The following is a 24,113-nucleotide window of genomic DNA, read 5'->3' as shown; positions in this document are numbered from 1 at the left end:
GTACGGCGGATACGATCAGCGGCCATGGAGTTCGGTGGGGCATGGCGTCGCTGGCGCGCCCGGGGATCATCGGTCAGACGCAGGCTGCTGGCCGGGGCGGTGGCCCTGGTGGCGGTGGCCGCGGCCGGTACCGCGACGGTGGCGTCCGGCGGTGAGCGGGCGGTCCAGCGGGAGGACCGTTTCCTCAGCATGCCGGAGACGCCCGGCGGTGCCGAGCAGATCCAGCTGGACACCTCCTTCTTCACCACCGCCGGCGGCGGTCCGCGCCCGGCGGTGCTGCTGGCGCACGGCTTCGGCGGCTCCAAGGCGGGCGAGCGCGAGCGCGCCGAGCAGCTGGCCCGGCAGGGGTACGCGGTGCTGACCTGGTCGGCGCGCGGCTTCGGGCACTCGGGCGGCCGGATCGGGCTGAACGCGCCGGACCGCGAGGTCGAGGACGTCAAGCACCTGGTGGACTGGCTGGCCCAGCGGCCCGAGGTGCGGCTGGACGCGGCCGGCGACCCGAAGGTCGGCATCACCGGCGCCTCGTACGGCGGGGCGGTCTCGCTGCTGGCCTCCGCCTACGACCCCCGGATCGACGCGGTGGCCACCCAGATCACCTGGTGGAACCTGGCCGACGCGCTGTTCCCGCAGGGCGTGCAGGGCTCGGGCGCCGCGGACGGCGTGTTCAAGAAGCTGTGGGCCGGGATCTTCTTCACCACCGGCTCGGCCGGGGAGCTCGGGCCGTCCGGCGGGGCGCCGCGGGAGGGCGGCGGGCCCCAGCCGGCCGCGGGCGGGCCGGTCGGCTGCGGGCGGTTCCTGGACTCGCTCTGCGCGATGTACGACCGGGTGGCCACCGCCGGGCACGCCGACCCGGAGGCCGTCGCGCTGCTGGAGCGCTCCAGCCCGTCCTCGGTGGCGGACCGGCTCAAGGCGCCCACGCTGGTGGTGCAGGGGCAGCAGGACTCGCTGTTCCCGCTGGACCAGGGGGACCGCATCGCCGCGGCGGTGGCCGCCAACGGCGCGCCGGTGGCGGTGGACTGGTTCGCCGGCGGCCACGACGGCGGGACGGACACCTCCGAGCGGGTCGACGACCGGGTGACGGCCTGGTTCGACCACTACCTGAAGGGGCGGGGCAACGACACCGGCTCCGCGTTCCGGATCACCCGCACCGGCGGGGTGGACTCGACCGGCTTCCAGGCCGTGCTGCGCGGGGCCAGCGCCGACCGGTACCCGGGGCTGGGCGGGACCGGCTCGCGGAGCGTCGAGCTGGCGGGCGGCGAGCAGACCCTCGCCAACCCGCCCGGCGGTGCGCCGCCCGGGATCTCGACGCTGCCGGGCGTCGGCGGGCTCAGCCAGGCGGCCTCGCTGGGCGCCGGGCTGTCGCTGGACTTCCCCGGGCAGAACGCCGCCTTCGACTCGGCGCCGCTGGACTCTCCGCTGCACCTGACCGGGCAGCCGACCGTGCCGGTGCGGGTGACGGCGGACCGGCCGGACGCGGTGCTGTTCGCGAAGCTGTACGACGTCGGGCCGGACGGCAAGGCGGTGCTGCCGCAGCAGCTCGCCGCCCCGCTGCGGGTGACCGGCGCGGACGCCGGCCGGACCGTCACGGTGGCGCTGCCGACCGTGGACCACACCTTCCCGGCCGGGCACCGGGTGCGGCTGGTGCTGGCGAGCACCGACCTCGCGTACGCCTCGCCGGTCGAGCCGGCCACCTACCGGGTGGCGCCGGCCGGGGCGCTCACCGTGCCGACCGTCGAGGAGCTGGTCACCGAGGCGGCGCCGCTGCCCGCGCGGACCTGGGTGCTGCCGGTGATCGCCGTGCTGGCGGCCGCGGCCCTGGTGCTGGCACCGCGGCTGCGGCGCCGCCGGGCCGCCGCCGGGCCCGACTTCGACCCGGAGCTGGCCGCGGTGCCGCTGCGGATCAGCGGGCTGAGCAAGCGCTACAAGGGTGCCCAGGACCGCTACGCCGTACGGGAGTTGGGCTTCCGGGTGGAGCAGGGGCAGGTGCTCGGGCTGCTCGGGCCGAACGGCGCGGGCAAGACCACCACGCTGCGGATGCTGATGGGGCTGATCCGGCCGGACGCCGGGGAGATCCGGATCTTCGGGCACCTGGTGCGGCCTGGCGCGCCGGTGCTGTCGCGGGTCGGGGCGTTCGTCGAGGGCGCCGGCTTCCTGCCGCACCTCACCGGGCGGGCCAACCTGCGGCTGTACTGGCAGGCGACCGGGCGGCCGGAGGCGGACGCGCGGTTCGACGAGGCGCTGGCCATCGCCGGGCTCGGCGAGGCGCTGGACCGTGCGGTGCGGACGTACTCCCAGGGCATGCGGCAGCGGCTGGCGATCGCCCAGGCGATGCTCGGGATGCCGGACCTGCTGATCCTGGACGAGCCGACCAACGGGCTGGACCCGCCGCAGATCCGCGAGATGCGCGAGGTGATGATCCGGTACGCGGCCGGCGGGCGGACCGTGATCGTGTCGAGCCACCTGCTGTCCGAGGTCGAGCAGAGCTGTTCGGACCTGGTCGTGATGGACCGCGGGCGGCTGGTCACGGCCGGCCCGGTCGGGGACATCGTGGGCGCCGGCGAGCTGCTGGTGATCGGCATCGCCGGCCCGTACGACCCGGTGCCGGTGGTCGAGAAGGTCGGCGCGCTGGCCGGGGTCGGCTCGGCGGAGGCCGTCGAGGGCGGGCTGATGGTGCGCCTGGACGGGCTCACGGCCAGCGAGCTGCTGGCCGAACTGGTGCGGCTGGAGGTGCCGGTGGAGAGCGCCGGGCCGCAGCGGCGGCTGGAGGACGCGTTCCTGTCGTTGATCGGAGGTGGAGCGTGAGCGTCGTCGCGACGGACCGCGCCGGGTCGGAGGACCGGGCCGGGTCGATGGACCACGCCGAGGGGTACCGGGCGAGCCGGACGCTGCCGCTGCGGGTGGAGGCGATGCGGCAGCTGCGCCGGCGCCGCACGCTGGTGATCGGCGCGGTGCTGGCCGCCATGCCGTTCGTCATCCTGGCCGCGTTCCAGATCGGCGGCACCCCGGGCCGACCGGACCGGACCACCTTCATCGAGCTGGCCACCGCCTCCGGGGCCAACTTCGCGGTCACCATGCTGTTCGTCGGGACCGGCTTCATGCTGGTCATCCCGGTCGCGCTGTTCTGCGGGGACACCGTCGCCTCCGAGGCCAGCTGGTCCTCGCTGCGCTACCTGCTCGCCGCGCCGGTGCCCCGGGCCCGGCTGCTGGCCCGCAAGTTCGTGGTCGGGCTGGCGTTCTCGGCGGTGGCGGTGGTGATGCTGCCCGCGATCGGGCTGGTCGTCGGCACGGCGGCGTACGGCTGGGGGGACCTCAAGCTGCCCGCCGGGGTCAGCCTGCCGGCCTCGCAGGCGCTGCCCCGGATCGCCGTCGCGGTGGCCTTCGTGTTCCTCGCCGAGATCGTGATCGCGGCGCTGGCGTTCTGGCTCTCCACGGCCACCGACGCGCCGCTGGGCGCCGTCGGCGGTGCGGTGTTCGCCTCGATCATCACCGGGGTGCTGGACGCCGTCACCGCGCTGGGCGACCTGCGGGAGTGGCTGCCGGCGCACTGGCAGTACGCCTGGGCGGACGCGTTGCAGCCGCAGCTGGAGTGGGGCGGCATGGTGCAGGGCGTGTCGCTGTCGCTCTCGTACGCGGCGGTGCTGCTGGCGCTGGCGTTCCGCGGGTTCGCGCGCAAGGACGTGGTGTCGTAGCAGGCCGTGGGGCCGACCGGTCGGGACGTGGTGTCCCGGTCGGCCCGGGGCGATGGGGGATCATGGGCGGGTAGCCGATTCCCCTGCTGAAGGACCCGAACCGTGGCCCAGATCGTCCTCTTCCACTCCGCCTACGGGCTGCGGCCCGCCGTGCACGCCGCCGCCGAGCGGCTGCGCGCCGCCGGGCACACCGTGCACACGCCGGACCTGTTCGACGGGCGGACCTTCGAGTCCGTCGAGGAGGCGCAGGAGTTCCAGGAGGAGCTCGGCGGCCGCGACGAGCTGCTGCGCCGGGCGGTGGCGGCGTCCGCTCCGGTGTCCGAGGGCGGGCTGGTGTACGCCGGCTTCTCGCTCGGCGGCGCGGTGGCGCAGAACCTGGCGCTGGCCGACGAGAAGGCGCGCGGGCTGCTGCTCCTGCACGGCACCTCGGACCTGCGGGAGGACGCGGCCATCGAGATCCCGGTGCAGCTGCACATCGCGGAGCCGGACCCGTTCGAGCCGGAGGACTGGCTGAACGCCTGGTACCTGCGGATGCGGCGGGCCGGCGCGGAGGTGGAGGTGCACCGCTACCGGGGCGCCGGGCACCTGTTCACCGACCCCGAGCTGCCGGACTACGACGAGGAGGCGGCCGAGCGGGCCTGGGCGGCGGCGCTGGACTTCCTCGCGGAGCTGGACGACTGACGCCGGGGCGGACGGCTGACGTCCGCGCCGACCGACCTGAACCGAAGGACCGACGCCGCGGGCGCCGGGTGGGGCTGCGACACCGCCCCTCCCGGCGCCCTCCGCGTTCCCGGGCCCGGTCCGGTCTCCCGGGCCCGGTCCGGCCCGTCCACCCGGCCGGAAGGACTGTTTCCGGACAGCTACAGAGGGTGATCATGGCCCAAGTGGTCCAGACCTCTCAAGGCCCCGCGGCCGTCCGGCCAGCACCGATGATCGATACGGAATCCGCTGTTCACCGTACGGCCCCTTCGGCGTAACGGTTCTCGGGCGTGCCCGGACGGCCGGAATTCCCAGGGCCTCGTTGATCTCCGGTGAATCGCGTTCATAGCATCGCTGTGCACTCCAACCCTCACTCGCTCGCCGAATCCGTGGAAATGCCGCCATCCGCCATTTCCCGCGACACCAGCTTGGAGCCGCACATGCTTGTTCTCGGAATCACCAACAACGACCTGGCCGGCGCCTGCCTGGTCCAGGACGGAACGGTCCTCGCGGCCGTCAGTGAAGAGCGGTTCACCCGGGTCAAGGACCACCGGACGTGGCCGGAGCGATCCATCGAGTACGTTCTGAAGGAGGCCGGGGTCACCCTTTCCGAGGTCGATAGGGTGGCCTACGGCTGGCAGGCCGGATTCGACGCCGAAAAGCACCTGCTGCTCTATGTGGACCGGATTTCGGAGGAGGCCCTCCGGCGGCCCGAGGCGCTTCCGCACCTGCGCAAGCGGATATCCGACGAAATTCGCAACGACCGGCTGAAGCGCGCCGAGTTCGAGTCCTTCGTAGACGACAACGGACTGCGCGCCAAGGTGGTTCACGTCGACCACCACGAGTCCCACGGGCTGGGCGCCTTCCTCTGCTCCCCGTTCGACGAGGCGCTCGTGGTCACCTGCGACGGCCGCGGGGACTTCCAGTCCCTGACCGTCACCCACTACCACCCGGGCGGCGAGGAGGTGCTCCAGCGCGAGACCTCGATCGACAGCCTCGGCTACTTCTACGGCCGGATCACCAAGCTGCTCGGCTTCCGCCCCAACCGGCACGAGGGCAAGATCACCGGCCTGGCCGCCAACGGCGACCCGGAGAAGCTGCTCCCGCTGATGCGGCGGATGATCGACATCGAGGAGGACGGCGCGATCCGGGCCCGCTGCGGCGACTGGTACCAGCCGTCCTACGAGGGCTACTCCGAGGAGCTGCTGCGCGAGATCGCGACGCACGAGCCGGCCGACGTCGCGGCGGCGGCCCAGCGGCACGTGGAGGACCTGCTGACCGCCGTGGTGGCGCGGCACATCGGCCGGGTTCCCAGCGGCAACGTCTGCCTGTCCGGCGGGGTGTTCGCCAACGTCAAGCTGAACCAGCGGATCTTCGAGACCGCGGGCGTGCGGAACATCTACGTGCTGCCGCCGATGGGCGACGGCGGGCTGCCGCTGCAGGCCGCCGTGGTGGTGGCCCACCGGGAGACCGGCGAGCGCCCGCGGGTGCCCTCGATGGCGCTCGGGCCGGACGCGGCGATCTCCGAGGGCCTGCTGGAGGAGATCCTGCGCGACTACCCGGGGCTGCGCTACCGGCGGATCGGCGAGGACATGCGCGAGGTGCTGCTCGCCGCGCTGGAGGCGGACCAGGTCATCGGCACCTACCGCGGCCGGATGGAGTTCGGCCCGCGCGCGCTCGGGCGGCGCAGCGTCATCTACGGCACCGCCGACGTGACCATGAACGACTGGCTCAACAAGCGCCTGAACCGCACCGAGTTCATGCCCTTCGCGCCGATCACCGCCGAGGACCTGGCGGCCGACTGCTACCGGGGCTGGGCCCCCGAGCAGCCCTCGGCGCTGTTCATGACGATCACCTACGACTGCCACGAGGCCTTCGCCAAGGCCTGCCCGGCGGTGGTGCACGTCGACAACACCGCCCGGCCGCAGATCGTCCGGGCCCAGGACGACCCGTTCCTGCACGGCCTGCTGATGGCCTGGTACGAGCGGAGCGGGCAGGCGGCGCTGGTGAACACCTCGTTCAACAAGCACGAGGAGCCGATCGTCGGCTCGCACCGCGACGCGCTGGACCCGCTGTTCGACGAGGTGGTCGACCTGCTGCTGGTGGACGACGTCTACCTGGTCTGGAAGGACTCCGCCGAGGGCTTCATGGCGCGGCAGGCCGTCTGACCCGGGGGGGCGGGCCGGGCGGGCGAGGGCCTGGACCGATGAACGAGGTCTAGTCCAATTGACCGTCCGGCCCGTTGACCGGGAAAGTTTGAACTATCGTCAGATCGTATGGTGCGAGCGCCGAGTGAGGAGACCGATGCAGCCGCAAGCCGGAACGCGGTACGAGGTCGAGGCCGTCGTCTTCGACATGGACGGGGTCCTGATCGACTCCAGGCCGGTGATCGAGGAGGCGTGGCGGTCGGTGGCTCGGCGCCACGGCCGGGTGCTGACGGGCCCGGAGCTGGAGGAGTACGTCCACGGGCGGACCGGCGCCGAGACCGTCCGGCTGATCTTCCCGGACCACTCGGACGCCGACCGGAAGGCGATCTGGGCCGAGGTGGACACCGTCGAGGAGGAGGCGCCGTACCCGGTGATCCCGGGCGCCGACGGGCTGGCCGCCCGGCTGCGGCGGGCGGGGGTGCCGATCGGGCTGGCCACCAGCAGCTGGCCGCGGAAGATCGAGAACGCGCTCGGCGGGCTCGGCCTGCTCGACACCTTCCGGGTGCGCGTCACCCGGGACGACGTCGAGCGGGGCAAGCCGCACCCGGACCCGTACCTGGCGGCCTGCCGGGGGCTCGGGATCCGGCCGCAGCGCACGCTGGTCTTCGAGGACTCGGTCAGCGGGGTCCGCTCGGCGGTCGACGCGGGGGCGGTGTGCGTCGGGATCGGCGGGCCGGCCCTGGTGGAGGCGGGCGCGGTGGCCGCGGTGCCGGACTTCACCGCGCTGGTGGTGGGCGAGGCCGGGGCCGCGGGGGCGCTGGTGCTGGCCGACCCGGAGGGGCTGGTCTCGGTGGTGCTCACGGCCGGGCCGCACGGTGGCTGAGGCGTCGCCGTCGGGCACGCGGTCGGGCATGCCGTCGGGCGCGTCGTCGGGGGTGCTCCCGGGGGTGCCGGGCGCGCCGGTGATGGCGAGGTCGGCGGCGGTCTCGGCGTTCGGCGTCTTCCTCGTCCTGGGCGTGCTCACCGCCTCGCTCGGCGCCTCGCTGCCCTTCCTGCGGGAACGTTTCGGCGCCGAGCACGAGGTGGGCCGGGTGGTCTCGGCCTACAACCTCGGCGCGCTCGCGGCGACGCTCGGCATCGGGCTGCTCGGGCGGCGGCTGAACGTCCGGGCGGCGCCGCCCGTCCTGCTCGCGGTCTTCGCGGCGGGCGCGGCCGGGATGGCGGCCAGCCCCGGCTGGTCCGCCTACCTGGGCTGCGCGGCGGTGACCGGCGTCGGGTACGGCGGGCTGGCGCTCACCCTCAACACGGCGTTCGCGCGCGGGTTCGCCGGGAACAGCGTGGTGATGGTCAACCGGCTGAACGCGGTGTTCGGGATCGGCGCGATGCTGGGCCCGCTGGCCGCCGGGGCCCTGGGCCGGACGGACATCCGGCTGCTGGCGCTGGCGGCGGCGGTGTGCGCGCTGCCGTGCTTCCTGGTCGGACGGGCGGGGGCGGTGCTCGCGGCGGCGCCCCGGACGGAGCCCGCGGACCGGGCCGGGGCCGACGGCCGACGGCTCGGGATCGTCGTGGCCTTCCTGCCGTTCCTGCTGGTGGGCCTGGTGTACGCGGGCCTGGAGACCAGCATCGGCACCTGGCAGTCGACCCAGCTGGAGCGGGATGGCTGGAGCACCCAGGCGGCGACCACCGCGGCCTCGGGGTTCTGGGCCGGGCTGGCCGTCGGCCGGCTGGTGATCCCGCAGCTGACCCGCCGGGTGCCGGGCCGCACCGCGCTGCCGGCCTACCTGGCGGCCGCGCTCGGCGCGCTGGCGCTGGCCGCCGTGCCGCACCTCGCGGTGGCGGCCTACCCGCTGGCCGGGCTGGCGCTGGCGCCGGTGCTGCCGACGCTGATCGCCTGGGTCTCGGGCGTGGCGGAGGTGCCGCAGCAGGCGACCTCGGTGCTGACGCTCTGCTGCATGCTCGGCAACGCCGTCGTACCGGCGGTGGTGGGGGCGATCGGCGGTTCGGGCGGGCCGGTGGTGATCCCGCTGGTGCTGGCCGGGGCCTGCCTGCTCTGCCTCGGACTCGCCGGGTGGCTGCGGGCCGTACGGCCCTGAGCGCGACCCTGCCCGCGCGGGAAGTCGGCCGGACCGACGTCCCGCGCGGGCGTCCGACGTCGTTCTAGGGCTGCCCGGGCCTGATCATGGCGAAGGGGGCGCCCTGCGGGTCGGTGACCACGGTCATCCGGCCGGCTGCCATGTCGAAGGGCGGGGCGAGGACGGTGCCGCCGCGCTTGATCAGGGCGTCCGCGGTGGAGTCCACGTCGTCGACCGCGAAGTAGGTCAGCCAGTGGGCCGGGGTGCCGGGCGGGTCGTTGGCGAGCAGGGTGGCGCCGCCGACCCCGCGGCCGCCGACGCACAGCTGCCAGTAGGAGTCCGCGCCCTCCAGCGGCTCGATCTCGATGCCGAACGCCTCGCCGTAGAAGGCGGTGGCGGCCGGGATGTCGCTGGTGTGCAGCTCGTTCCAGGTCAGCGCGCCGGCCTCGTTGACGACCTGGGCGCCGAAGAACTCGCCGGGCTGCCAGACGCCGAACACCGCGCCCTGCGGGTCGGCGGCGATCAGCATCCGGCCCAGCGTGCCGACGTCCATGACCGGGGCGAGCAGGGTGCCGCCGGCCGCGACGATCGCGTCCTGGGTGGCCTGGGCGTCGGTGGAGGCCAGGTAGCCGGTCCAGACGGTCGGCGGCGCCGGCGCCCCTTCGGGGGCCATCGCGGGGCCGATGCCGGCCACGGCCCTGCCGTCGAGCTCGCAGACGGCGTAGCCGCCGAACTCGGCCGGGCCGGGTCGGCCCTGCCAGCCGAGGAGGTCGCGGTAGAAGTCCAGCGCGGCCTGCTGGTCCTGGGCCATCAGGTCGACCCAGCACGGCGTGCCGGTCGCGTACGGAGTGGTGACCTCGGGCATGTTCGCCCTTTCTGGTGAGGGGTCTCTGCCGGTCACCATCTCCTCGCGCGCGGCGGCCCGCCACTCGACACACCGCCGCGGCCGCCGGGCCGACACCGTGCGGGGCCGACGTCCTGTGCGGGGCGGGGCGGGGCGGATGTGGGGGTGGGGGCTACCGGTGCGGCGGAAGGACGGCGGTGCCGTTGTCGAGGTCGATGCCGGTACGGGGCGGGGCGCCGGCGTGGTCGTCGTCGCGGAGGGTGAGCTGGGCCTGGCGCTGCTCGATCTGGACCCGCTTGTTGGCGTTGAGCAGGGCGTGCAGCTCCTCGGTCGCGGTCGCCCCGAGGCCGAGGCTGCCGGGCCGGGCCCGGGCGGCGAGCCGCCGGGACAGCCAGCCGGGCCGGCCGGACCGCACCACGACGTGCCGGGCGGACGCGAGCGTGAAGGGCACGATCACCAGCACCGTCATGAAGAGCAGACCCGCCATCATCACCATGCCACCCCCAACGTGCCGTGGTGGCATGGGAGTTCCAGATCAGGGGAGGCGAACGGGCGCTGGTGGTGTCGGAGCAGGCCGGTACGGTCGCTGGTGGACGTGACGGCGGAGACCTGGGGGGTTGGGGATGTTCCTGAGTGTGGTGATCGGTGACGACCGGTACGAGGTGGAGACCCGGGAGGACGCGGAACGGCTGATCACCTGGGTGATGGAGAACGCGGGGAGCGGGCGGAACGCGTGGTTCGTGTTCAACGAGGACGAGGCGGGGCCGTCGAGCGACAGCACCCTCATGGTGGCGATGGACCGGGAGGCCGGGTACGGCGGTCTGGTCTGGTGCGTCAGCCTGCGCTATCCGAAGCGGGGAGGGATCTACGCATGCACCTGGGTGACCGACAACCCGTCACCGCCGGAGGACGATCCGAAGGTGATCTCGGACGCGTGGACCCCGGTGTTCATGGAGCCAGCGACCGTCCTTCCGCTGCCCGAGGTGCGGAAGGCGCTCGAGGAGTTCTGCCGTGAGGGGACCGGGGACAGGCCGACCTGTGTCGGCTGGGTCAAGGGCCACCTGAACGGCAGCCGCGTGGAGCTGGGCCCGGCGGCTACCCCCGTCCCGGAATCCTCCACGGACTGGGACTCGGTACTGGGTGCTGTGATGGAGCGTTTCGGCCCGGGGGATCTTCCCCGGGAGTAGGCCGTACTGGGCTCGCGGCGGGCTGGTTCGGCGTACGGTCGGGGTATGGACGTTCAGGCGCGACTGCTCTCGGTCAATGTCGGCAGGCCCCGGCCGAATCCGTGGAAGAAGGGGGTCGGGCTCACCGGCATCGACAAGCGGCCGGTGGCGGGCCCGGTGGCGGTGGCCGCGCCGGGGCCCAAGGGGGCGGGTGCGGTCGGGCTGGCCGGGGACCGGGTGTACGACGTGAGGAACCACGGGGGCGACGACCAGGCGGTGTACGCCTACGCCCGGGAGGATCTGGACGGCTGGCAGGCGGAGTTGGGCCGGGAGCTGGGCAACGGCTCCTTCGGCGAGAACCTGACCACCACCGGGCTGGACGTGAACGGCGCGCTGATCGGGGAACGGTGGAGGATCGGCCCGGAGGTGGTCCTGGAGGTGTCCTGCGCGCGCATCCCCTGCGGCACCTTCCAGGGCTGGCTGGAGCGCGAGGGCTGGATCCGGCGCTTCACCGAGGCCGCCCTGCCGGGCGCCTACCTGCGGGTGGTCGTCCCGGGCGAGCTGCGGGCCGGGGACCCGGTGGAGGTGGTGCACCGCCCGGACCACGACGTCACGGTGGCCCGGTCGTTCCGCGCGGTGACGACCGAACCCGGGCTGCTGCCCAGCCTGTTGGCGGCGGAGGCGCTCCCGGAGGAGGTCAAGGAGCTGGTGCGCCGGCGGACCGGAGCGTAGGGAGCGGCGGTGCGCGGGAAGCCGGGCGGGCCGACTTCCCGCGCGGGCGTCACGGGGTGGCGGTGCCGGTGGCGGACCGGGTGGTGAGGGCCGCGGTGGCGAAGGCGCGGGTGCGTTCCGCGGCCTGGTCCAGCGGGACGTGCTGGTTGTTCGGCGGGTAGAAGTCGATCTCGCCGACCCCGCTGTAGTTCGCCCAGAAGCAGGTCGTCATCGGGAAGCCGTCGGTGACGTTCTGCTGGCACTTCATCACCAGCGCCTTGGTGGAGTACGCCTTGGGCTCGCCGACGAGCGAGCGGCCGTAGTCCTTGCTCAGCTTCATGGAGTGCTCGAAGGACTTGTCGAGCGCGCCCTGGGGGTCGGCGACCTGCGTGAAGAGGCTGGTCCGCGCGGTGAGGTGAGGCACCGTCGCGTTGTGCGTCCCCTTGCTCAGGGTGATCCGGGGGTTCCCGAAGCACGACGCCTTGCCGTCGACCTCCTCCCCGTCGATCTTCAGGACGGGCAGGTCGTCGACCCCGTAGACGCCCATGTCCAGGTCGTTGCCGAACTTGAAACCGCCGTTGCCCTCCGCGCAGGTCAGTCCGTCCAACTGCGGGACGGTGACCTGGGTGTAGCGCGTCCCGGTGTCGGGTGCGAGCTTCTCCGCCTTCGGTGCCGCGGCCGGCTCGCCGCCGTCCCCCTGGCCCGACCCGCAGCCTGCGACGAGCGTCCCCAGAACCAGGGCCGCTGCCGGAATCCCCCATGTGCGCACCTGTGCGCCGCCTTTCGTGTCCCCGTAAACGATCATCAGGGATCGTACGCGACACGCCGGGTGGGCCGAGTTCCCGCATCGGGGGGTGCCAGGGCTCAGTGGCCGATCCGCCGGAAGGTGAAGGCGGTGGAGCCCTCGAGGACGGGGATGACCTCGATCTGGCTCTGCTTCCCGGGTTCGAGGACGGTCCACGAGGAGCCCTGCGGGGACGTGATCCGGTACGTGGCCGGGGCGCCGTCGACGGGGACCAGCTTCCACTCGGGGGCGTCGCCCTGGTCGAGGAGGAGGGAGACCAGCGGACCGGCGGGCCCGAGGTCCGCCACGGCGGTCGGGGCGCCCTTGGCGTAGAGCCGGTAGCGGTCGTCGGGGTAGGCCTCGACGACCCAGACGGCGTCCTGGTCGTCGGTGTGGGCGAAGACGGCTTTGGGGGAGAGGTCCAGGGCTTCGTGGCGGGCGCGGCCGATCGTGGCGTCGCCGCTCCGGATGGTGTAGAGGCCGGACTCCAGCTGGGCCATGGCGGTCATCCCTTCGTGGGGCAAGCGAGACGGGCGGGGCGGGCGAGGTGCAGGACCGTTGTACGTGCTCGGAGGAAGCCGTGGGCGGGGCCTCGGCGTGCCATCACCTGAACGAGCTACGCCGGGCACGGGGGGCTGAGGCACGATGGGGCCCATGCACGACGACCACTACGCGCCGCCGACCACCCTCCTCGGCCTCCTCCAGCGCGGCCGGGGCCAGGGCGCGCTGATCGCCGCCGAGGACCGCTCGACGGTCGCCGACCTGGTCCACGGCTGCATCCGCTGGGAGTGGCGGTGGGACCGGCAGGCGGACCACCGGGACCTCTACCTGGCCCGGCTGATCCGGGACCTGGAGCTCCCGCTCGCCCCGGTGGTGGACCTGCTGTCCGGCGACGAGGGCACCCGGGACCGGGCCGCCGCCGTGCTGGAGCGCCTGGCCCGCGGCGGCTCGGCGGAGGCCCGGCGGGCGCTGCCGGACCGCACCCCCGAGGAGGTCCGGCCGCCGGCGCACCGCCCGGAGCGGCCCGACCCCGCCCCCGACCGGGACCTCCCGGAGCTCGTCGCCGAGCTGGAGCGGCGGTGGGTGGAGCGGGTCTGGTGCGGCCCGGACGAGCTGGCGCGCGGGCTGGCGCGGTTCGGGCCGGAGGCCGCCGGGGCCGTCTCCCTGCTGCGCCGCTTCTGGCTCGCCACCCCGCACTCGTACGAGCGGGCCGACTACCTGGAGGCGCTGTCGGCGATCGGCGCCCCGGGCATGCCCGAGGTGTACGCCGAGTCGCTGTACGACTGCGAACCGCGAGCCCGGCTGCTCGCCGTCCGGCACGCCCCCGACCGGCCGTACCAGCTGCGGCGGATCGCCCACCTCCGGGACGATCCGATGGAGGAGCCGGAGGTCCGCGCGGCCGCCGGGGCGCGACTCGCCGGGGCGGCCGGGGCGCCCTCGCGGCGGACGGGGTAGCTGTTCGAAAGGGGGCTAGAGTAGACGCGTGAACGTGTGAGTGATGGTCCGGGCCCCGACAGGTGCTCCGGGCCACATCCATTTCCAGGGCATCTCCCTGTGACCAGCACGTTCGCCGGCCCACCAGACCAGCACCAGAGCCTCCGGAGGCCCCGCCTTGAGCGACCAGCCGTTCGCGCATCTGCACGTCCACACCGAGTACTCGATGCTGGACGGTGCCGCCCGGCTGAAGCAGATGTTCAAGGAGGTCGAGCGCCTCGGCCAGACCCACGTGGCGATGACCGACCACGGCAACATGTACGGCGCCGCCGAGTTCCACAAGCAGGCCACCGCCGCCGGCATCACGCCCGTCATCGGCATCGAGGCGTACGTCGCCCCGGAGTCCCGCTCCAACACCAAGCGCATCCTGTGGGGCCAGCCGCACCAGAAGCGGGACGACGTCTCCGCGTCCGGCGCGTACACCCACAAGACCATCTGGGCCCGCAACAAGGAAGGCCTGCACAACCTCTTCAAGCTGACCTCGCGCTCCTACGCCGAGGGCTGGCTGGTGAAATGGCCCCGGATGGACAAGGAGCTGATCTCCGAGCTCTCCGGCGGCCTGATGGCCACCACCGGCTGCCCCTCCGGCGAGGTGCAGACCCGGCTGCGCCTCGGCCAGTTCGACGAGGCCCTGAAGTCCGCCGCCGACTACCAGGACATCTTCGGCAAGGAGAACTACTTCCTGGAGCTGATGGACCACGGCCTCGACATCGAGAAGCGGGTCCGCGACGGGCTGCTGGAGATCAGCAGGAAGCTGGACATCCCCCCGGTCGTCACCAACGACTCGCACTACACCACCGAGGCCGACGCCGGCGCGCACGACCTCCTGCTCTGCGTGCAGACCGGCAAGAACCTCTCGGACCCGGACCGCTTCCGCTTCGACGGCACCGGCTACTACATCAAGTCCGCCGCCGAGATGTACGCGCTGGACTCCTCGGACGCCTGGCAGGAGGGCTGCCGCAACAGCCAGCTGCTGGTCGCCTCCCGGGTCGACACCGAGGGCATGTTCAAGTTCAAGAACCTGATGCCCCGCTTCCCCATCCCGGAGGGCTTCGAGTCCGAGGCGGACTTCTTCAGGTCCAAGGTCTGGGAGGGCATGGACTGGCGCTTCCCGGGCGGGTACGACGAGGAGCACAAGAAGCTCGCCGAGTACGAGATGGACACCATCATCCAGATGGGGTTCCCGGCGTACTTCCTCGTGGTCGCGGACTTCATCATGTGGGCCAAGAGCCAGGGCATCGCGGTGGGCCCCGGCCGTGGTTCGGCGGCCGGCTCGCTGGTCGCGTACGCGATGGGCATCACCGACCTCGACCCCATCCCGCACGGCCTGATCTTCGAGCGCTTCCTCAACCCCGAGCGCATCTCCATGCCCGACGTCGACATCGACTTCGACGAGCGCCGGCGCGGTGACGTGATCCGCTACGTGACGGAGAAGTGGGGCTCCGACAAGGTCGCCATGATCGTCACGTACGGCACCATCAAGGCGAAGGCCGCCATCAAGGACTCCTCGCGCGTCCTCGGCTACCCGTACGCGATGGGCGACCGGATCACCAAGGCGATGCCGCCGGACGTCATGGGCAAGGGCATCCCGCTCTCCGGCATCACCGACCCCTCGCACCCCCGCTACAGCGAGGCCGGCGAGATCCGCGGGCTGTACGAGACCGACCCGGACGTCCGGAAGGTCATCGACACCGCGCGCGGCATCGAGGGCCTGATCCGCCAGCCCGGCGTGCACGCCGCCGGCGTCATCATGTCCGCCGAGCCGCTGACCGACCACATCCCGGTCTGGACCCGGCACACCGACGGCGTCACCATCACGCAGTTCGACTACCCGACTTGTGAAGGCCTCGGCCTCCTCAAGATGGACTTCCTCGGCCTGCGCAACCTGACGATCATGGACGACGCCGTCAAGGCGATCGAGAAGAACAAGGGCATCAAGATCAACCTGCTTGATCTGCCCCTGGACGACAAGCCCACCTACGAGCTGCTGGCGCGCGGCGACACGCTCGGCGTCTTCCAGCTCGACGGCGGCCCGATGCGCTCGCTGCTGCGGCTGATGAAGCCCGACAACTTCGAGGACATCTCCGCGGTTCTGGCGCTGTACCGGCCGGGCCCGATGGGCGTCAACTCCCACACCAACTACGCCCTGCGCAAGAACGGCCAGCAGGAGATCACCCCGATCCACCCGGAGCTGGAGAAGCCCCTGGAGGAGGTGCTCCGGCCGACGTACGGCCTGATCGTCTACCAGGAGCAGGTGCAGAAGGCCGCGCAGATCCTGGCCGGCTACTCGCTCGGCCAGGCCGACCTGCTGCGCCGCGCCATGGGCAAGAAGAAGAAGGAGATCCTGGAGGCGGAGTTCGTCCCCTTCCAGAAGGGCTGCCGCGAGCGCGGCTACTCCGACGCGGCCATCCAGGCCGTGTGGGACGTCCTGGTCCCCTTCTCCGGCTACGCGTTCAACAAAGCGCACACCGCCGGCTACGGGCTGGTCTCGTACTGGACCGCCTACCTCAAGGCCAACTACCCGGCCGAGTACATGTCCGGCCTGCTCACCTCCGTCAAGGACGACAAGGACAAGTCCGCGGTCTACCTCAACGAGTGCCGCAAGATGGGCATCCAGGTGCTGCCGCCGGACGTCAACGAGTCAGACTCGGACTTCACCCCGCACGGTGACACCTTGGTCCGCTTCGGCCTCACCGCCATCCGCAACGTCGGCGGGCCGGTGGTCGACTCGATGATCCGGACCCGGAAGGCGAAGGGGAAGTTCGCGTCCTTCCCCGACTTCCTGGACAAGGTGGAGTCGGTGGTCTGCAACAAGCGGACCGTCGAATCGCTGATCAAGGCCGGTGCCTTCGACTCGCTCGGGCACACCCGCAAGGGCCTCAGCGCGCAGTTCGAGCCGATGATCGACAACGTCGTCGGGGTGAAGCGCAAGGAGGCCGAGGGGCAGTTCGACCTGTTCGGCGGCGACGCCACCACGGACGAGCCGAGCTTCGGGCTGGACGTCGTCTTCTCCGAGGAGGAGTGGGAGAAGTCCTTCCTGCTCACCCAGGAGCGGGAGATGCTCGGCCTGTACGTCTCCTCGCACCCGCTGCACGGCATCGAGCACGTGCTCGCCGACAAGGCGGACTGCGCGGTGGCCGACCTCGCGGAGCGGCCGGACGGGACGATCGTCACCATCGGCGGCATCATCTCGGGCCTCCAGCGGAAGATGACCAAGCAGGGCAACGCCTGGGCGATCGCGACCGTCGAGGACCTGGCGGGCTCGATCGACTGCATGTTCTTCCCGGCCAGCTACCAGCTGGTCTCCTCCCAGCTGGTCGAGGACGCCGTCGTCTTCGTGCGCGGCAAGCTGGACAAGCGGGAGGACGTGCCGCGGCTGATGGGCATGGAGCTGTCCGTCCCCGACCTGTCGAACGCGCACGCCGAGGCGCCGATCACCATCAACATCCCGAGCGGGAAGGTCACCCCGCCGCTGGTGGCCCGGCTCGGCGAGGTCCTGGGCAGCCACCGCGGCACCACCGAGGTGCGGGTGCGGCTGGAGAGCCGCAACAAGACCACGGTGCTGCGGCTGGACCGGCACCGGGTGAAGTCGGACCCGGCGCTGTTCGGGGACCTGAAGCAGCTGCTCGGGCCGAGCTGCCTGGCGGGCTGACGCGGGAGCGGGGAGGGGCCCGGGGTTCGGCGCCCGGGCCCTTTCCCGTACGGGCTTCTCAGCTGCCGCCGCCCAGGCCCGGGGGGACGGCCGTGTGCAGGGCCGAGACGAAGGCGGAGATGGCCGGGTGGGAGCCCGCCCCGGCGCGGAACGCGGCGCGGGTGCGGCGGTACATCGGCAGCCGGGTGAGGACGACGCCGGGCGGGGCCCCGGCCGTGCCCAGCTGGGGGACCAGCGCGACGCCCTGGCCGGCCGCCACCAGGGCCAGCACGGTGGTGAAGTCGTCGATTTGGTGCCGGATGCGGGGCGCGAAGCCCGCCGCCTCGCAGGCGCGGACGGCCATGGTGTGGCAGAGCGTGTCGGGCGGGGACATGATCCACGGCGCGCCGCGCTGCTCGGCGACGGTGCCCGGGTGGCGGGCGGCCAGGTACATCGGCTCGGTGAAGACCGGGCGGGTCGTCGCGAGGCCCGGCTCCGGGTCGGTCGGGACGAGGTCGTACTCGTGCACCAGCGCCACGTCCAGCTCGCCCGCCCGCAGCGCCGCGCCGACGGCCGCCGGGTCCACCTCGGTGACCATCGGCTCCAGCCCCGGGTGCCAGCCGGCCAGCTCGGCGAGCACCGCCGGGATGATCGCCCGGGCCGCCGAGGGGTAGGTGCCGATCCGCAGCGGGCCGGCCAACCCCCGCTTGGCGTGGGCGAGTTCGGCGCCGGCCTGCTCCAGCAGGGCGAGCACCGCCTCGGCGTGCCGGACGAGGGTGCGCCCGGACGGGGTGAGGGTGACCCGCCGCCCGGTGCGCTCCAGCAGCGGCACGCCCGCCTCCTTCTCCAGGACGGACAGCTGCTGGGACACCGCCGAGGGGCTGAAGGAGAGCGCTTCGGCGACGGCCGCGATGGTGCCGAGGTGGGCGAGTTCGCGCAGCAGGCGCAGGCGTCGGACGTCCAGCATCAGGCCAGACTACGGGCTTTCCGCGCCCTTCCCCCTTCGAGCATCGGCTCAGCTTACGAGAAGCGTCGGAAATGTGAACTGGACCTGGGTGATCGACCGGCCGCAGGATCGTGGGCATGGAACTCACGGGCATCCACGTCCCCCTGATCACCCCCTTCGCCGCCGACGGCTCGGTCGCGCTGGACGCGCTGGAGAAGCTCGCGCACGAACTCCTGGACGCCGGGGCGGCCGGGCTGTGCGCGCTGGGCACCACCGGCGAGCCGGCCGCGCTGACCGCCGAGGAGAAGGACGCGGTGGTGGACGTCGTCGCCGCCGCCTGCGCCGCGCGCGGGGCGCAGCTGACCGTCGGTGCCTCCGGCGGGGACACCCGGACCGTCGGCGAGGCGCTGGCCGTGCTCGGCGCGCGGGTGCCGCAGGCGGCGGCGCTGGTCACCACGCCGTCCTTCGTCCGGGCCGGCGAGGCCGGGACGGTCGCGCACTTCCGGGCGCTGGCCGCGAGCAGCCCGCTGCCGCTGCTCGTCTACCACATCCCGTACCGCACCGGGCAGCAGCTCTCCACCGCCGCGCTGCGCGAACTCGCCGCGATCGACGGCGTGGTGGGCGTCAAGTACGCGACCGGCGGGCTGGACCAGACGGCCGCCGAGCTGCTCGCCGACGCCCCCGAGGGGTTCGCGTTCCTCACCGGGGAGGACGCCTACCTGTCGCCGATGCTGGCGCTCGGCGCGGCCGGCGGCATCCTCGCCTCCGCCCACCTGGCGACCGCCCGGTTCGTCGAGCTGGCCGAGGCCTGGCGGGCCGGGGACGTGGCCCGGGCGAGGGCGCTCGGGCACCGGCTGACCGGGCTGGCGCTGTCCGCCTTCACGGCGCCGAACCCGTCGGTGACCAAGGGCGTGCTGCACGCCCAGGGCCGCATCCCCACCCCGGACGTCCGGCTGCCGCTGCTGCCGGCCGGGGAGGCGGAGGTCCGCGCTGCGCTGGACCTCGCCAGTGGTCTGGACCGGTAGCAGTCAGTCCGGGCGGCCTCTCACACCGTGGAACACCGGGCCGCCCCACCCGCGTGACAAGGCATGATGGGCGGAGTGCGGCCGTGAACAGCACCATGCAGAGGAGTAGTCGGAGATGAAGATCGGCATTGTCGGTGCCACCGGACAGGTCGGCGGCGTGGTCCGCGAGATCCTGGCGGAGCGCAACTTCCCGGTGGAGCAGCTGCGGCTGTTCGCCTCGGCCCGTTCGGCCGGGCGCACGCTGCCCTGGCAGGGCACCGAGGTCACCGTCGAGGACGCGGCCACGGCCGACTACACCGGCCTGGACATCGTGATCTTCTCGGCCGGCGGCTCGACCTCCAAGGCCCTGGCCCCCAAGGTCGCCGCGGCCGGTGCCGTCGTGATCGACAACTCCTCGGCCTGGCGCCGCGACCCCGAGGTCCCGCTGGTCGTCTCCGAGGTCAACCCGGAGGCGATCGCGGACCGTCCGAAGGGCATCATCGCCAACCCGAACTGCACCACCATGGCCGCCATGCCCGTGCTGCGCCCGCTGCACGAGGAGGCCGGCCTGGCCGCGCTCGTCGTCTCCACCTACCAGGCCGTCTCCGGCAGCGGGGTGGCCGGCGTGGCCGAGCTGCAGGACCAGGCCGCCAAGGTCGTCGAGCAGGGCGCCGCCGGGCTCGCCCACGACGGCGGCGCCGTCGAGTTCCCGGAGCCCAAGGTCTACCGGCGGCCGATCGCCTTCAACGTGGTGCCGCTGGCCGGCGCGATCGTGGAGGACGGCTCCAACGAGACCGACGAGGAGCAGAAGCTCCGCCACGAGAGCCGCAAGATCCTCGGCATCCCCGAGCTGAAGGTCTCCGGCACCTGCGTGCGCGTCCCGGTCTTCTCCGGCCACTCGCTGCAGATCAACGCCCGCTTCGAGCGCCCGATCAGCCCCGAGCGCGCCGTCGAGCTGCTCAGCGGCGCCCCGGGCGTCGAGCTGTCCGACATCCCCACCCCGCTCCAGGCCGCGGGCCAGGACCCGAGCTACGTCGGCCGCGTCCGGGCGGACGAGACGGTGGACAACGGCCTGTCGCTGTTCGTCTCGAACGACAACCTGCGCAAGGGCGCCGCCCTGAACGCCGTCCAGCTGGCCGAGCTGGTCGCCGCCGAGCTCAAGGGCTGAGCGCGGCCACCGAGCCCGGCCACTGGGCGCGCCACCCACCGGGCGCCCCGGTCGGCACCCGGTGCCCGCCGGTCGGAACACCGCCGCGTGACCTCGGGCGGGCCCCGTCGTTGTACGGGGCCCGCCTTCGCTTTCGTTCCCGCCGCGCTCGGGCCGCTGTCGCGGTACCGGCACAACCGGCGAGGTTCGGCGGGCGAACCGCGGGTAAAAGGTGACCCAACGATCGGGCGACGACGGGGGCCCCTCACCTCGGCACGCCCGGACGACGGGCTGACCGCCCAGACCGAATCGATTCACCCGACTGATTCCGAGGGCGAGCGAAAAGAGGTGCGCGATGGACCGCTGTGTCGTCCTGGTGGACGCCGGATATCTGCTGGGCGCCGCCGCCAGCCTGCTCGCAGGGGATCCGTCCCGGTCCAGAGTCACCGTGAACCACACGGCCCTGATCACCGCCCTGCGCGAGCGCGCCGAGGCCGAGACCGGACTGCCGCTGCTGCGGATCTACTGGTTCGACGCCGCGCCCGACCGGCGCCCGATGCCCGAGCACCGGCGGCTGCGGGTGCTGCCCCGGGTCACCGTCCGGCTCGGCGCGCTCACCCGGGCCGAGGGGCGCTGGGTGCAGAAGGGCGTGGACGCCGCGATGCACGCCGAACTCTCCGAACTCGCCCGCAACCGGGCCTGCGCCGACGTCGTGCTGATCACCGGCGACGGGGACCTGCTGCCCGGCATGATGACGGCCAAGGAGCACGGGGTGGCCGTCCACCTGTGGGCCCTGCAGGCCGCCGACGGCGACTTCAACCAGTCCGAGGACCTGGTCGGCGAGGCGGACGAGCGGCGGGTGCTGGACCGGGAGTGGATCGAGGGGTCCTTCTCGCTGCGGGAGCACTCCAGCGTCTTCCCGGCCCCGGGGGCCCGGCAGGAGATCGCCAAGATCCTCGCCGCCCCGCCGGCCGCGCCGCCCACCGGGCTGCCCGCCGTGGTGCCGCCGGTGGTCCGCCCGGTGGCGGCGGCCGGAGCCGAAGCCGCGGCGGCCGTCGCCCCGGCAGCCCCCGCCGTCAACGGACGGCCGCAGCCGGCCGCGGCCGCGCTCAAGGTCGTCCCGACGCCGAAGGACCTGGCCGGGCGCGCCCCCTCCGTCACCCCGATCACCCCGGTGGCGAACGGCGCCAACGGCCACGGCGCGAACGGGCACGGGGCCAACGGGCAGGGGGCCGTCGCGCAGGCCGGACCGGTGCTGCGGTGGTCATCCGACCGCGGCTGGGTGGACCGGCCCGCCCCGGAGCCCGCCGTCACCGCCGGGGACAGCCTGCCCACGCTCGCCCAGCTCACCACCGCCGAGCAGCGCTGGGCCGACCGCGAGGAGGACATCACCTCCATCGGCGGCGACGCCCACGAGGTCGGGCAGGTCTTCGCCCGCCGCTGGAGCGACCGCGTCGGCGACGCCGAGAAGCTCACCGTGCTCTGGCCCGACTACCCGCGCATCCCGCACCGGGTGGACGGCGAGCTGCTGCGCTACGCGGCCCGCTTCGGGCTGCTGGCGCACAAGGACGACCAGATCGACGAGCACGACCGCTACGCCATCCGGGCCGGGTTCTGGAAGGAACTGGCCGCGCGGGTGCCGGGCGGGTCGATGGTCGTCGTCGACGACTGAGCCGGGCCGGCCACCGGTCGGTCCGCTGACCCGGTCCGCTGAGCCGACGCGCCGGGCCGACGTGCTTCAGCGGCCCGCCGGGCCGGCCCGACCGGCGGCCCGGCCCGGCCGCTGCGCCGACCGGTCGGCGGCCCGGACGCCGGCAGGGCCCCGTTGTCCGGTTCGCCCGTACGAGCGCGTAGAGTCTTCGGTCGTGAACGAGACGGCCGGGCGAGCACCCGAGGAACCCCAGCCGTGCGTTGCCGTGCGCGACCTGGTCCGGACCTACCGCAGCGGGCGCGGCGCGGCCGCCACCGAGATCCGGGCTAACGACGGCATCACCCTCACCGTCCGCCAGGGCGAGATCTTCGGGCTGCTCGGGCCCAACGGAGCCGGGAAGTCGACGCTGGTGCGCCAGCTCACCGGACTGCTGCGCCCCGACTCGGGGACCGTCGAACTCTTCGGCCACGACATCGTGCGGCACCCCGAGCGGGCCGCCCGGCTGCTCGGCTACCTCGGGCAGGAGTCCACCGCGCTGGACGAGCTGACGGTGGCGCTCGCCGCCGAGACCACCGGACGGCTGCGCGGGCTCACCCGGGCCCGGGCCCGCGGCGCGGCCGAGGAGGTGCTGGCCGAACTCGGGCTGGAGCCGATCGCCGCCCGGCCGCTCGCCAAGCTGTCCGGCGGACAGCGGCGGCTCGCCTGCTTCGCGGCCACCCTGGTGGGGGAGCGGCCGCTGCTCGTCCTGGACGAGCCCACCACCGGCATGGACCCGGTCGCCCGGCGGGCGGTGTGGAGCGCCGTGGACCGGCGCCGCGCCGAGCACGGGACGACGGTGCTGCTGGTCACCCACAACGTGATCGAGGCGGAGACGGTGCTCGACCGGGTCGCCGTGGTGGACGACGGCCGGGTGATCGCCTGCGACACGCCCGGCGGCCTCAAGGCGCTGGTGGACGGCGACGTCCGGCTCGACCTGGTCTGGCGGGACGAGGCGCCGCTCGGCGTGGCCGCCGTCGCCGCGCTGCGCGAACGGGCCGAGTGCACCGGGCGCCGCTGGACCGTCCGTACCACCCCCGAGCAGGCCCGCGAACTGGTCGCCGCCGTCACCACCGGCCCGGCCTTCGCCGCCCTCGACGACTTCACCCTCGCCACCCCGAGCCTTGAGGACGCGTACCTCAAGCTGGGCGGCCGCCACGGAGGACTGGCCAAGTGACGCTGCTCTCGGTGCCCCCGCGGGCCGACCGGTCCGCCGCCGCCCCCGCTCCGCTCGCCCCCGCGGCCGGGCTGCTGCCGGCGCTCGCGGCGGTCTACCGGGCGCAGCTCGCCCGGGCGCGGGTGGCGCGCATCCCGCTGCTGTTCGTGGCCACCTTCCAGTCCGTGGGCATCCTGGTGATGATGCGGGGCGTGGTGGACGCCGGGCAGTCCTCGGCGGCGCGGTCGGTGGTCGCCGGGTCGAGCGTGCTGGTGGTGGCGTTCGTCGCGCTGAACCTGCTCGCCCAGTACTTCGGGAGGCTGCGGGCCACCGGCGGGCTGGACCACTACGCGACGCTGCCGGTGCCGGCCGCCTCGGTGGTGCTCGGGGCCGCCGCCGCGTACGCCTCCTTCACCCTGCCCGGGACGCTCGCCACGGCGGTGTTCGGGGCGGTGCTGTTCGGGCTGCCGCTGGGCCAGCTGTGGGTGCTGCTGGCGGTGGTGCCGCTGGCCGGGGCCGCGCTGTCGGGGCTGGGGGCGGCCTGCGGGCTGCTCGCGCCGCGGCAGGAGATCGCGACGATGCTCGGCCAGCTCGGCATGTCGGCCGCCCTGCTGCTGGGCGTGCTGCCGGTGGACCACCTGCCGCAGCCGGTGCAGTGGCTGCGGGACCTGCTGCCGTCCACGTACGGGGTGGACGCCTTCGCGCGGACCTTCACGCCGGATCCGGACTGGGCGGCGGTGCTCGGGGACCTGGCGGTGTGCGCGGGGGTGGGCGTGGCGTCGCTCGCCGTCGCCACCTGGGCGTACCGGCGGGCGGTCTCGCGGTAGGCCGCCCCGGGCCGGCCCGGGCCGGCCCGCCGGGGCGGTCGTCGCGCGGCGGGGCCCGGGGCCGGTGGAGGCGGTGGTGGGTCGTTCGAGTGGCCGTCGTGAAACGATG

20 protein-coding genes are annotated in these 24,113 nt (G+C 73.6%); 15 read left to right on the top strand and 5 right to left on the bottom strand.

The features are described from left to right. The first annotated feature begins 24 nt into the window (after nucleotides 1–24). The 6 genes from ABZW03_RS00315 (at nucleotide 25) to ABZW03_RS00290 (ending at nucleotide 8,628) form a co-directional block, all read left to right on the top strand. Nucleotides 25–2,802 (top strand): alpha/beta fold hydrolase, encoded by a 2,778-nt coding sequence (locus ABZW03_RS00315; protein ID WP_355249850.1) that lies wholly within the window; start codon nucleotides 25–27, stop codon nucleotides 2,800–2,802. A 47-nt stretch (nucleotides 2,803–2,849) separates the two neighbouring features. Beyond that, nucleotides 2,850–3,689: an ABC transporter permease subunit gene (locus ABZW03_RS00310; protein WP_355249891.1), complete on the top strand. Its 840-nt coding sequence runs from the start codon at nucleotides 2,850–2,852 to the stop codon at nucleotides 3,687–3,689. A gap of 102 nt (nucleotides 3,690–3,791) precedes the next feature. Further along, nucleotides 3,792–4,370, top strand: a complete 579-nt coding sequence (locus ABZW03_RS00305) for a dienelactone hydrolase family protein (RefSeq protein ID WP_355249848.1) — start codon at nucleotides 3,792–3,794, stop codon at nucleotides 4,368–4,370. 458 nt (nucleotides 4,371–4,828) lie between these two features. Next, nucleotides 4,829–6,556, top strand: coding sequence for a carbamoyltransferase C-terminal domain-containing protein (locus ABZW03_RS00300; protein ID WP_355249846.1), 1,728 nt, complete (start codon nucleotides 4,829–4,831; stop codon nucleotides 6,554–6,556). Nucleotides 6,557–6,692: 136 nt separating this feature from the next. Continuing rightward, on the top strand, nucleotides 6,693–7,418 hold the full coding sequence (locus ABZW03_RS00295) for an HAD family phosphatase (protein ID WP_355249844.1): 726 nt from the start codon (nucleotides 6,693–6,695) through the stop codon (nucleotides 7,416–7,418). Between the two features lie 82 nt (nucleotides 7,419–7,500). Beyond that, nucleotides 7,501–8,628: an MFS transporter gene (locus ABZW03_RS00290; RefSeq protein ID WP_355249842.1), complete on the top strand. Its 1,128-nt coding sequence runs from the start codon at nucleotides 7,501–7,503 to the stop codon at nucleotides 8,626–8,628. A 64-nt stretch (nucleotides 8,629–8,692) separates the two neighbouring features. On the opposite strand, the gene ABZW03_RS00285 is transcribed toward ABZW03_RS00290, so the two are convergent. Further along, on the bottom strand, nucleotides 8,693–9,472 hold the full coding sequence (locus tag ABZW03_RS00285) for a VOC family protein (RefSeq protein ID WP_355249840.1): 780 nt from the start codon (nucleotides 9,470–9,472) through the stop codon (nucleotides 8,693–8,695). 151 nt (nucleotides 9,473–9,623) lie between these two features. Further along, nucleotides 9,624–9,947 carry a DUF6191 domain-containing protein gene (locus tag ABZW03_RS00280; RefSeq protein ID WP_355249838.1) on the bottom strand — a complete coding sequence of 108 codons (324 nt, stop codon included), beginning with the start codon at nucleotides 9,945–9,947 and terminating at the stop codon, nucleotides 9,624–9,626. Nucleotides 9,948–10,113: 166 nt separating this feature from the next. On the opposite strand from ABZW03_RS00280, the gene ABZW03_RS00275 reads away from it, so the two are divergent. Beyond that, nucleotides 10,114–10,638: an Imm1 family immunity protein gene (locus ABZW03_RS00275; protein ID WP_355249836.1), complete on the top strand. Its 525-nt coding sequence runs from the start codon at nucleotides 10,114–10,116 to the stop codon at nucleotides 10,636–10,638. Nucleotides 10,639–10,683: 45 nt separating this feature from the next. Further along, nucleotides 10,684–11,349 (top strand): MOSC domain-containing protein, encoded by a 666-nt coding sequence (locus tag ABZW03_RS00270; protein ID WP_355249834.1) that lies wholly within the window; start codon nucleotides 10,684–10,686, stop codon nucleotides 11,347–11,349. Between the two features lie 49 nt (nucleotides 11,350–11,398). On the opposite strand, the gene ABZW03_RS00265 is transcribed toward ABZW03_RS00270, so the two are convergent. After that, nucleotides 11,399–12,097: a hypothetical protein gene (locus ABZW03_RS00265; RefSeq protein WP_355249832.1), complete on the bottom strand. Its 699-nt coding sequence runs from the start codon at nucleotides 12,095–12,097 to the stop codon at nucleotides 11,399–11,401. Nucleotides 12,098–12,192: 95 nt separating this feature from the next. Further along, entirely contained in the window at nucleotides 12,193–12,612 is a 420-nt protein-coding gene (locus ABZW03_RS00260; protein ID WP_355249830.1) for an I66 family serine proteinase inhibitor, read from the bottom strand. 154 nt (nucleotides 12,613–12,766) lie between these two features. Between ABZW03_RS00260 and ABZW03_RS00255 the strand changes: the two genes are divergently transcribed. After that, nucleotides 12,767–13,567 (top strand): hypothetical protein, encoded by an 801-nt coding sequence (locus ABZW03_RS00255; protein ID WP_355249828.1) that lies wholly within the window; start codon nucleotides 12,767–12,769, stop codon nucleotides 13,565–13,567. 157 nt (nucleotides 13,568–13,724) lie between these two features. After that, nucleotides 13,725–17,258, top strand: a complete 3,534-nt coding sequence (dnaE, locus tag ABZW03_RS00250) for a DNA polymerase III subunit alpha (protein ID WP_355249826.1) — start codon at nucleotides 13,725–13,727, stop codon at nucleotides 17,256–17,258. 58 nt (nucleotides 17,259–17,316) lie between these two features. On the opposite strand, the gene ABZW03_RS00245 is transcribed toward dnaE, so the two are convergent. Further along, nucleotides 17,317–18,204, bottom strand: a complete 888-nt coding sequence (locus ABZW03_RS00245) for a LysR family transcriptional regulator (RefSeq protein WP_355249824.1) — start codon at nucleotides 18,202–18,204, stop codon at nucleotides 17,317–17,319. Between the two features lie 116 nt (nucleotides 18,205–18,320). Between ABZW03_RS00245 and ABZW03_RS00240 the strand changes: the two genes are divergently transcribed. The 5 genes from ABZW03_RS00240 (at nucleotide 18,321) to ABZW03_RS00220 (ending at nucleotide 24,004) form a co-directional block, all read left to right on the top strand. Then, the gene (locus tag ABZW03_RS00240) at nucleotides 18,321–19,208 is read left to right on the top strand and encodes a dihydrodipicolinate synthase family protein (protein ID WP_355249821.1); all 888 of its coding nucleotides are present in this window, start codon (nucleotides 18,321–18,323) and stop codon (nucleotides 19,206–19,208) included. 115 nt (nucleotides 19,209–19,323) lie between these two features. Then, the gene (locus tag ABZW03_RS00235) at nucleotides 19,324–20,355 is read left to right on the top strand and encodes an aspartate-semialdehyde dehydrogenase (protein WP_355249819.1); all 1,032 of its coding nucleotides are present in this window, start codon (nucleotides 19,324–19,326) and stop codon (nucleotides 20,353–20,355) included. Between the two features lie 334 nt (nucleotides 20,356–20,689). Continuing rightward, a complete protein-coding gene (locus ABZW03_RS00230) occupies nucleotides 20,690–22,006 on the top strand; it encodes an NYN domain-containing protein (protein ID WP_355249817.1) in 1,317 nt (438 codons plus the stop codon). A gap of 193 nt (nucleotides 22,007–22,199) precedes the next feature. Next, nucleotides 22,200–23,198, top strand: coding sequence for an ABC transporter ATP-binding protein (locus tag ABZW03_RS00225; RefSeq protein WP_355249815.1), 999 nt, complete (start codon nucleotides 22,200–22,202; stop codon nucleotides 23,196–23,198). After that, complete coding sequence (locus ABZW03_RS00220) at nucleotides 23,195–24,004, top strand: ABC transporter permease (RefSeq protein ID WP_355249813.1); 810 nt, start codon at nucleotides 23,195–23,197, stop codon at nucleotides 24,002–24,004. The genes ABZW03_RS00225 and ABZW03_RS00220 overlap by 4 nt, the downstream gene beginning before the upstream one ends. Nucleotides 24,005–24,113 lie beyond the last annotated feature (109 nt).

Source organism: Kitasatospora sp. NPDC004799, assembly GCF_040609095.1.
Taxonomy (GTDB): Bacteria; Actinomycetota; Actinomycetes; order Streptomycetales; family Streptomycetaceae; genus Kitasatospora.
This window is presented reverse-complemented; position numbering and strand designations above follow the sequence as displayed.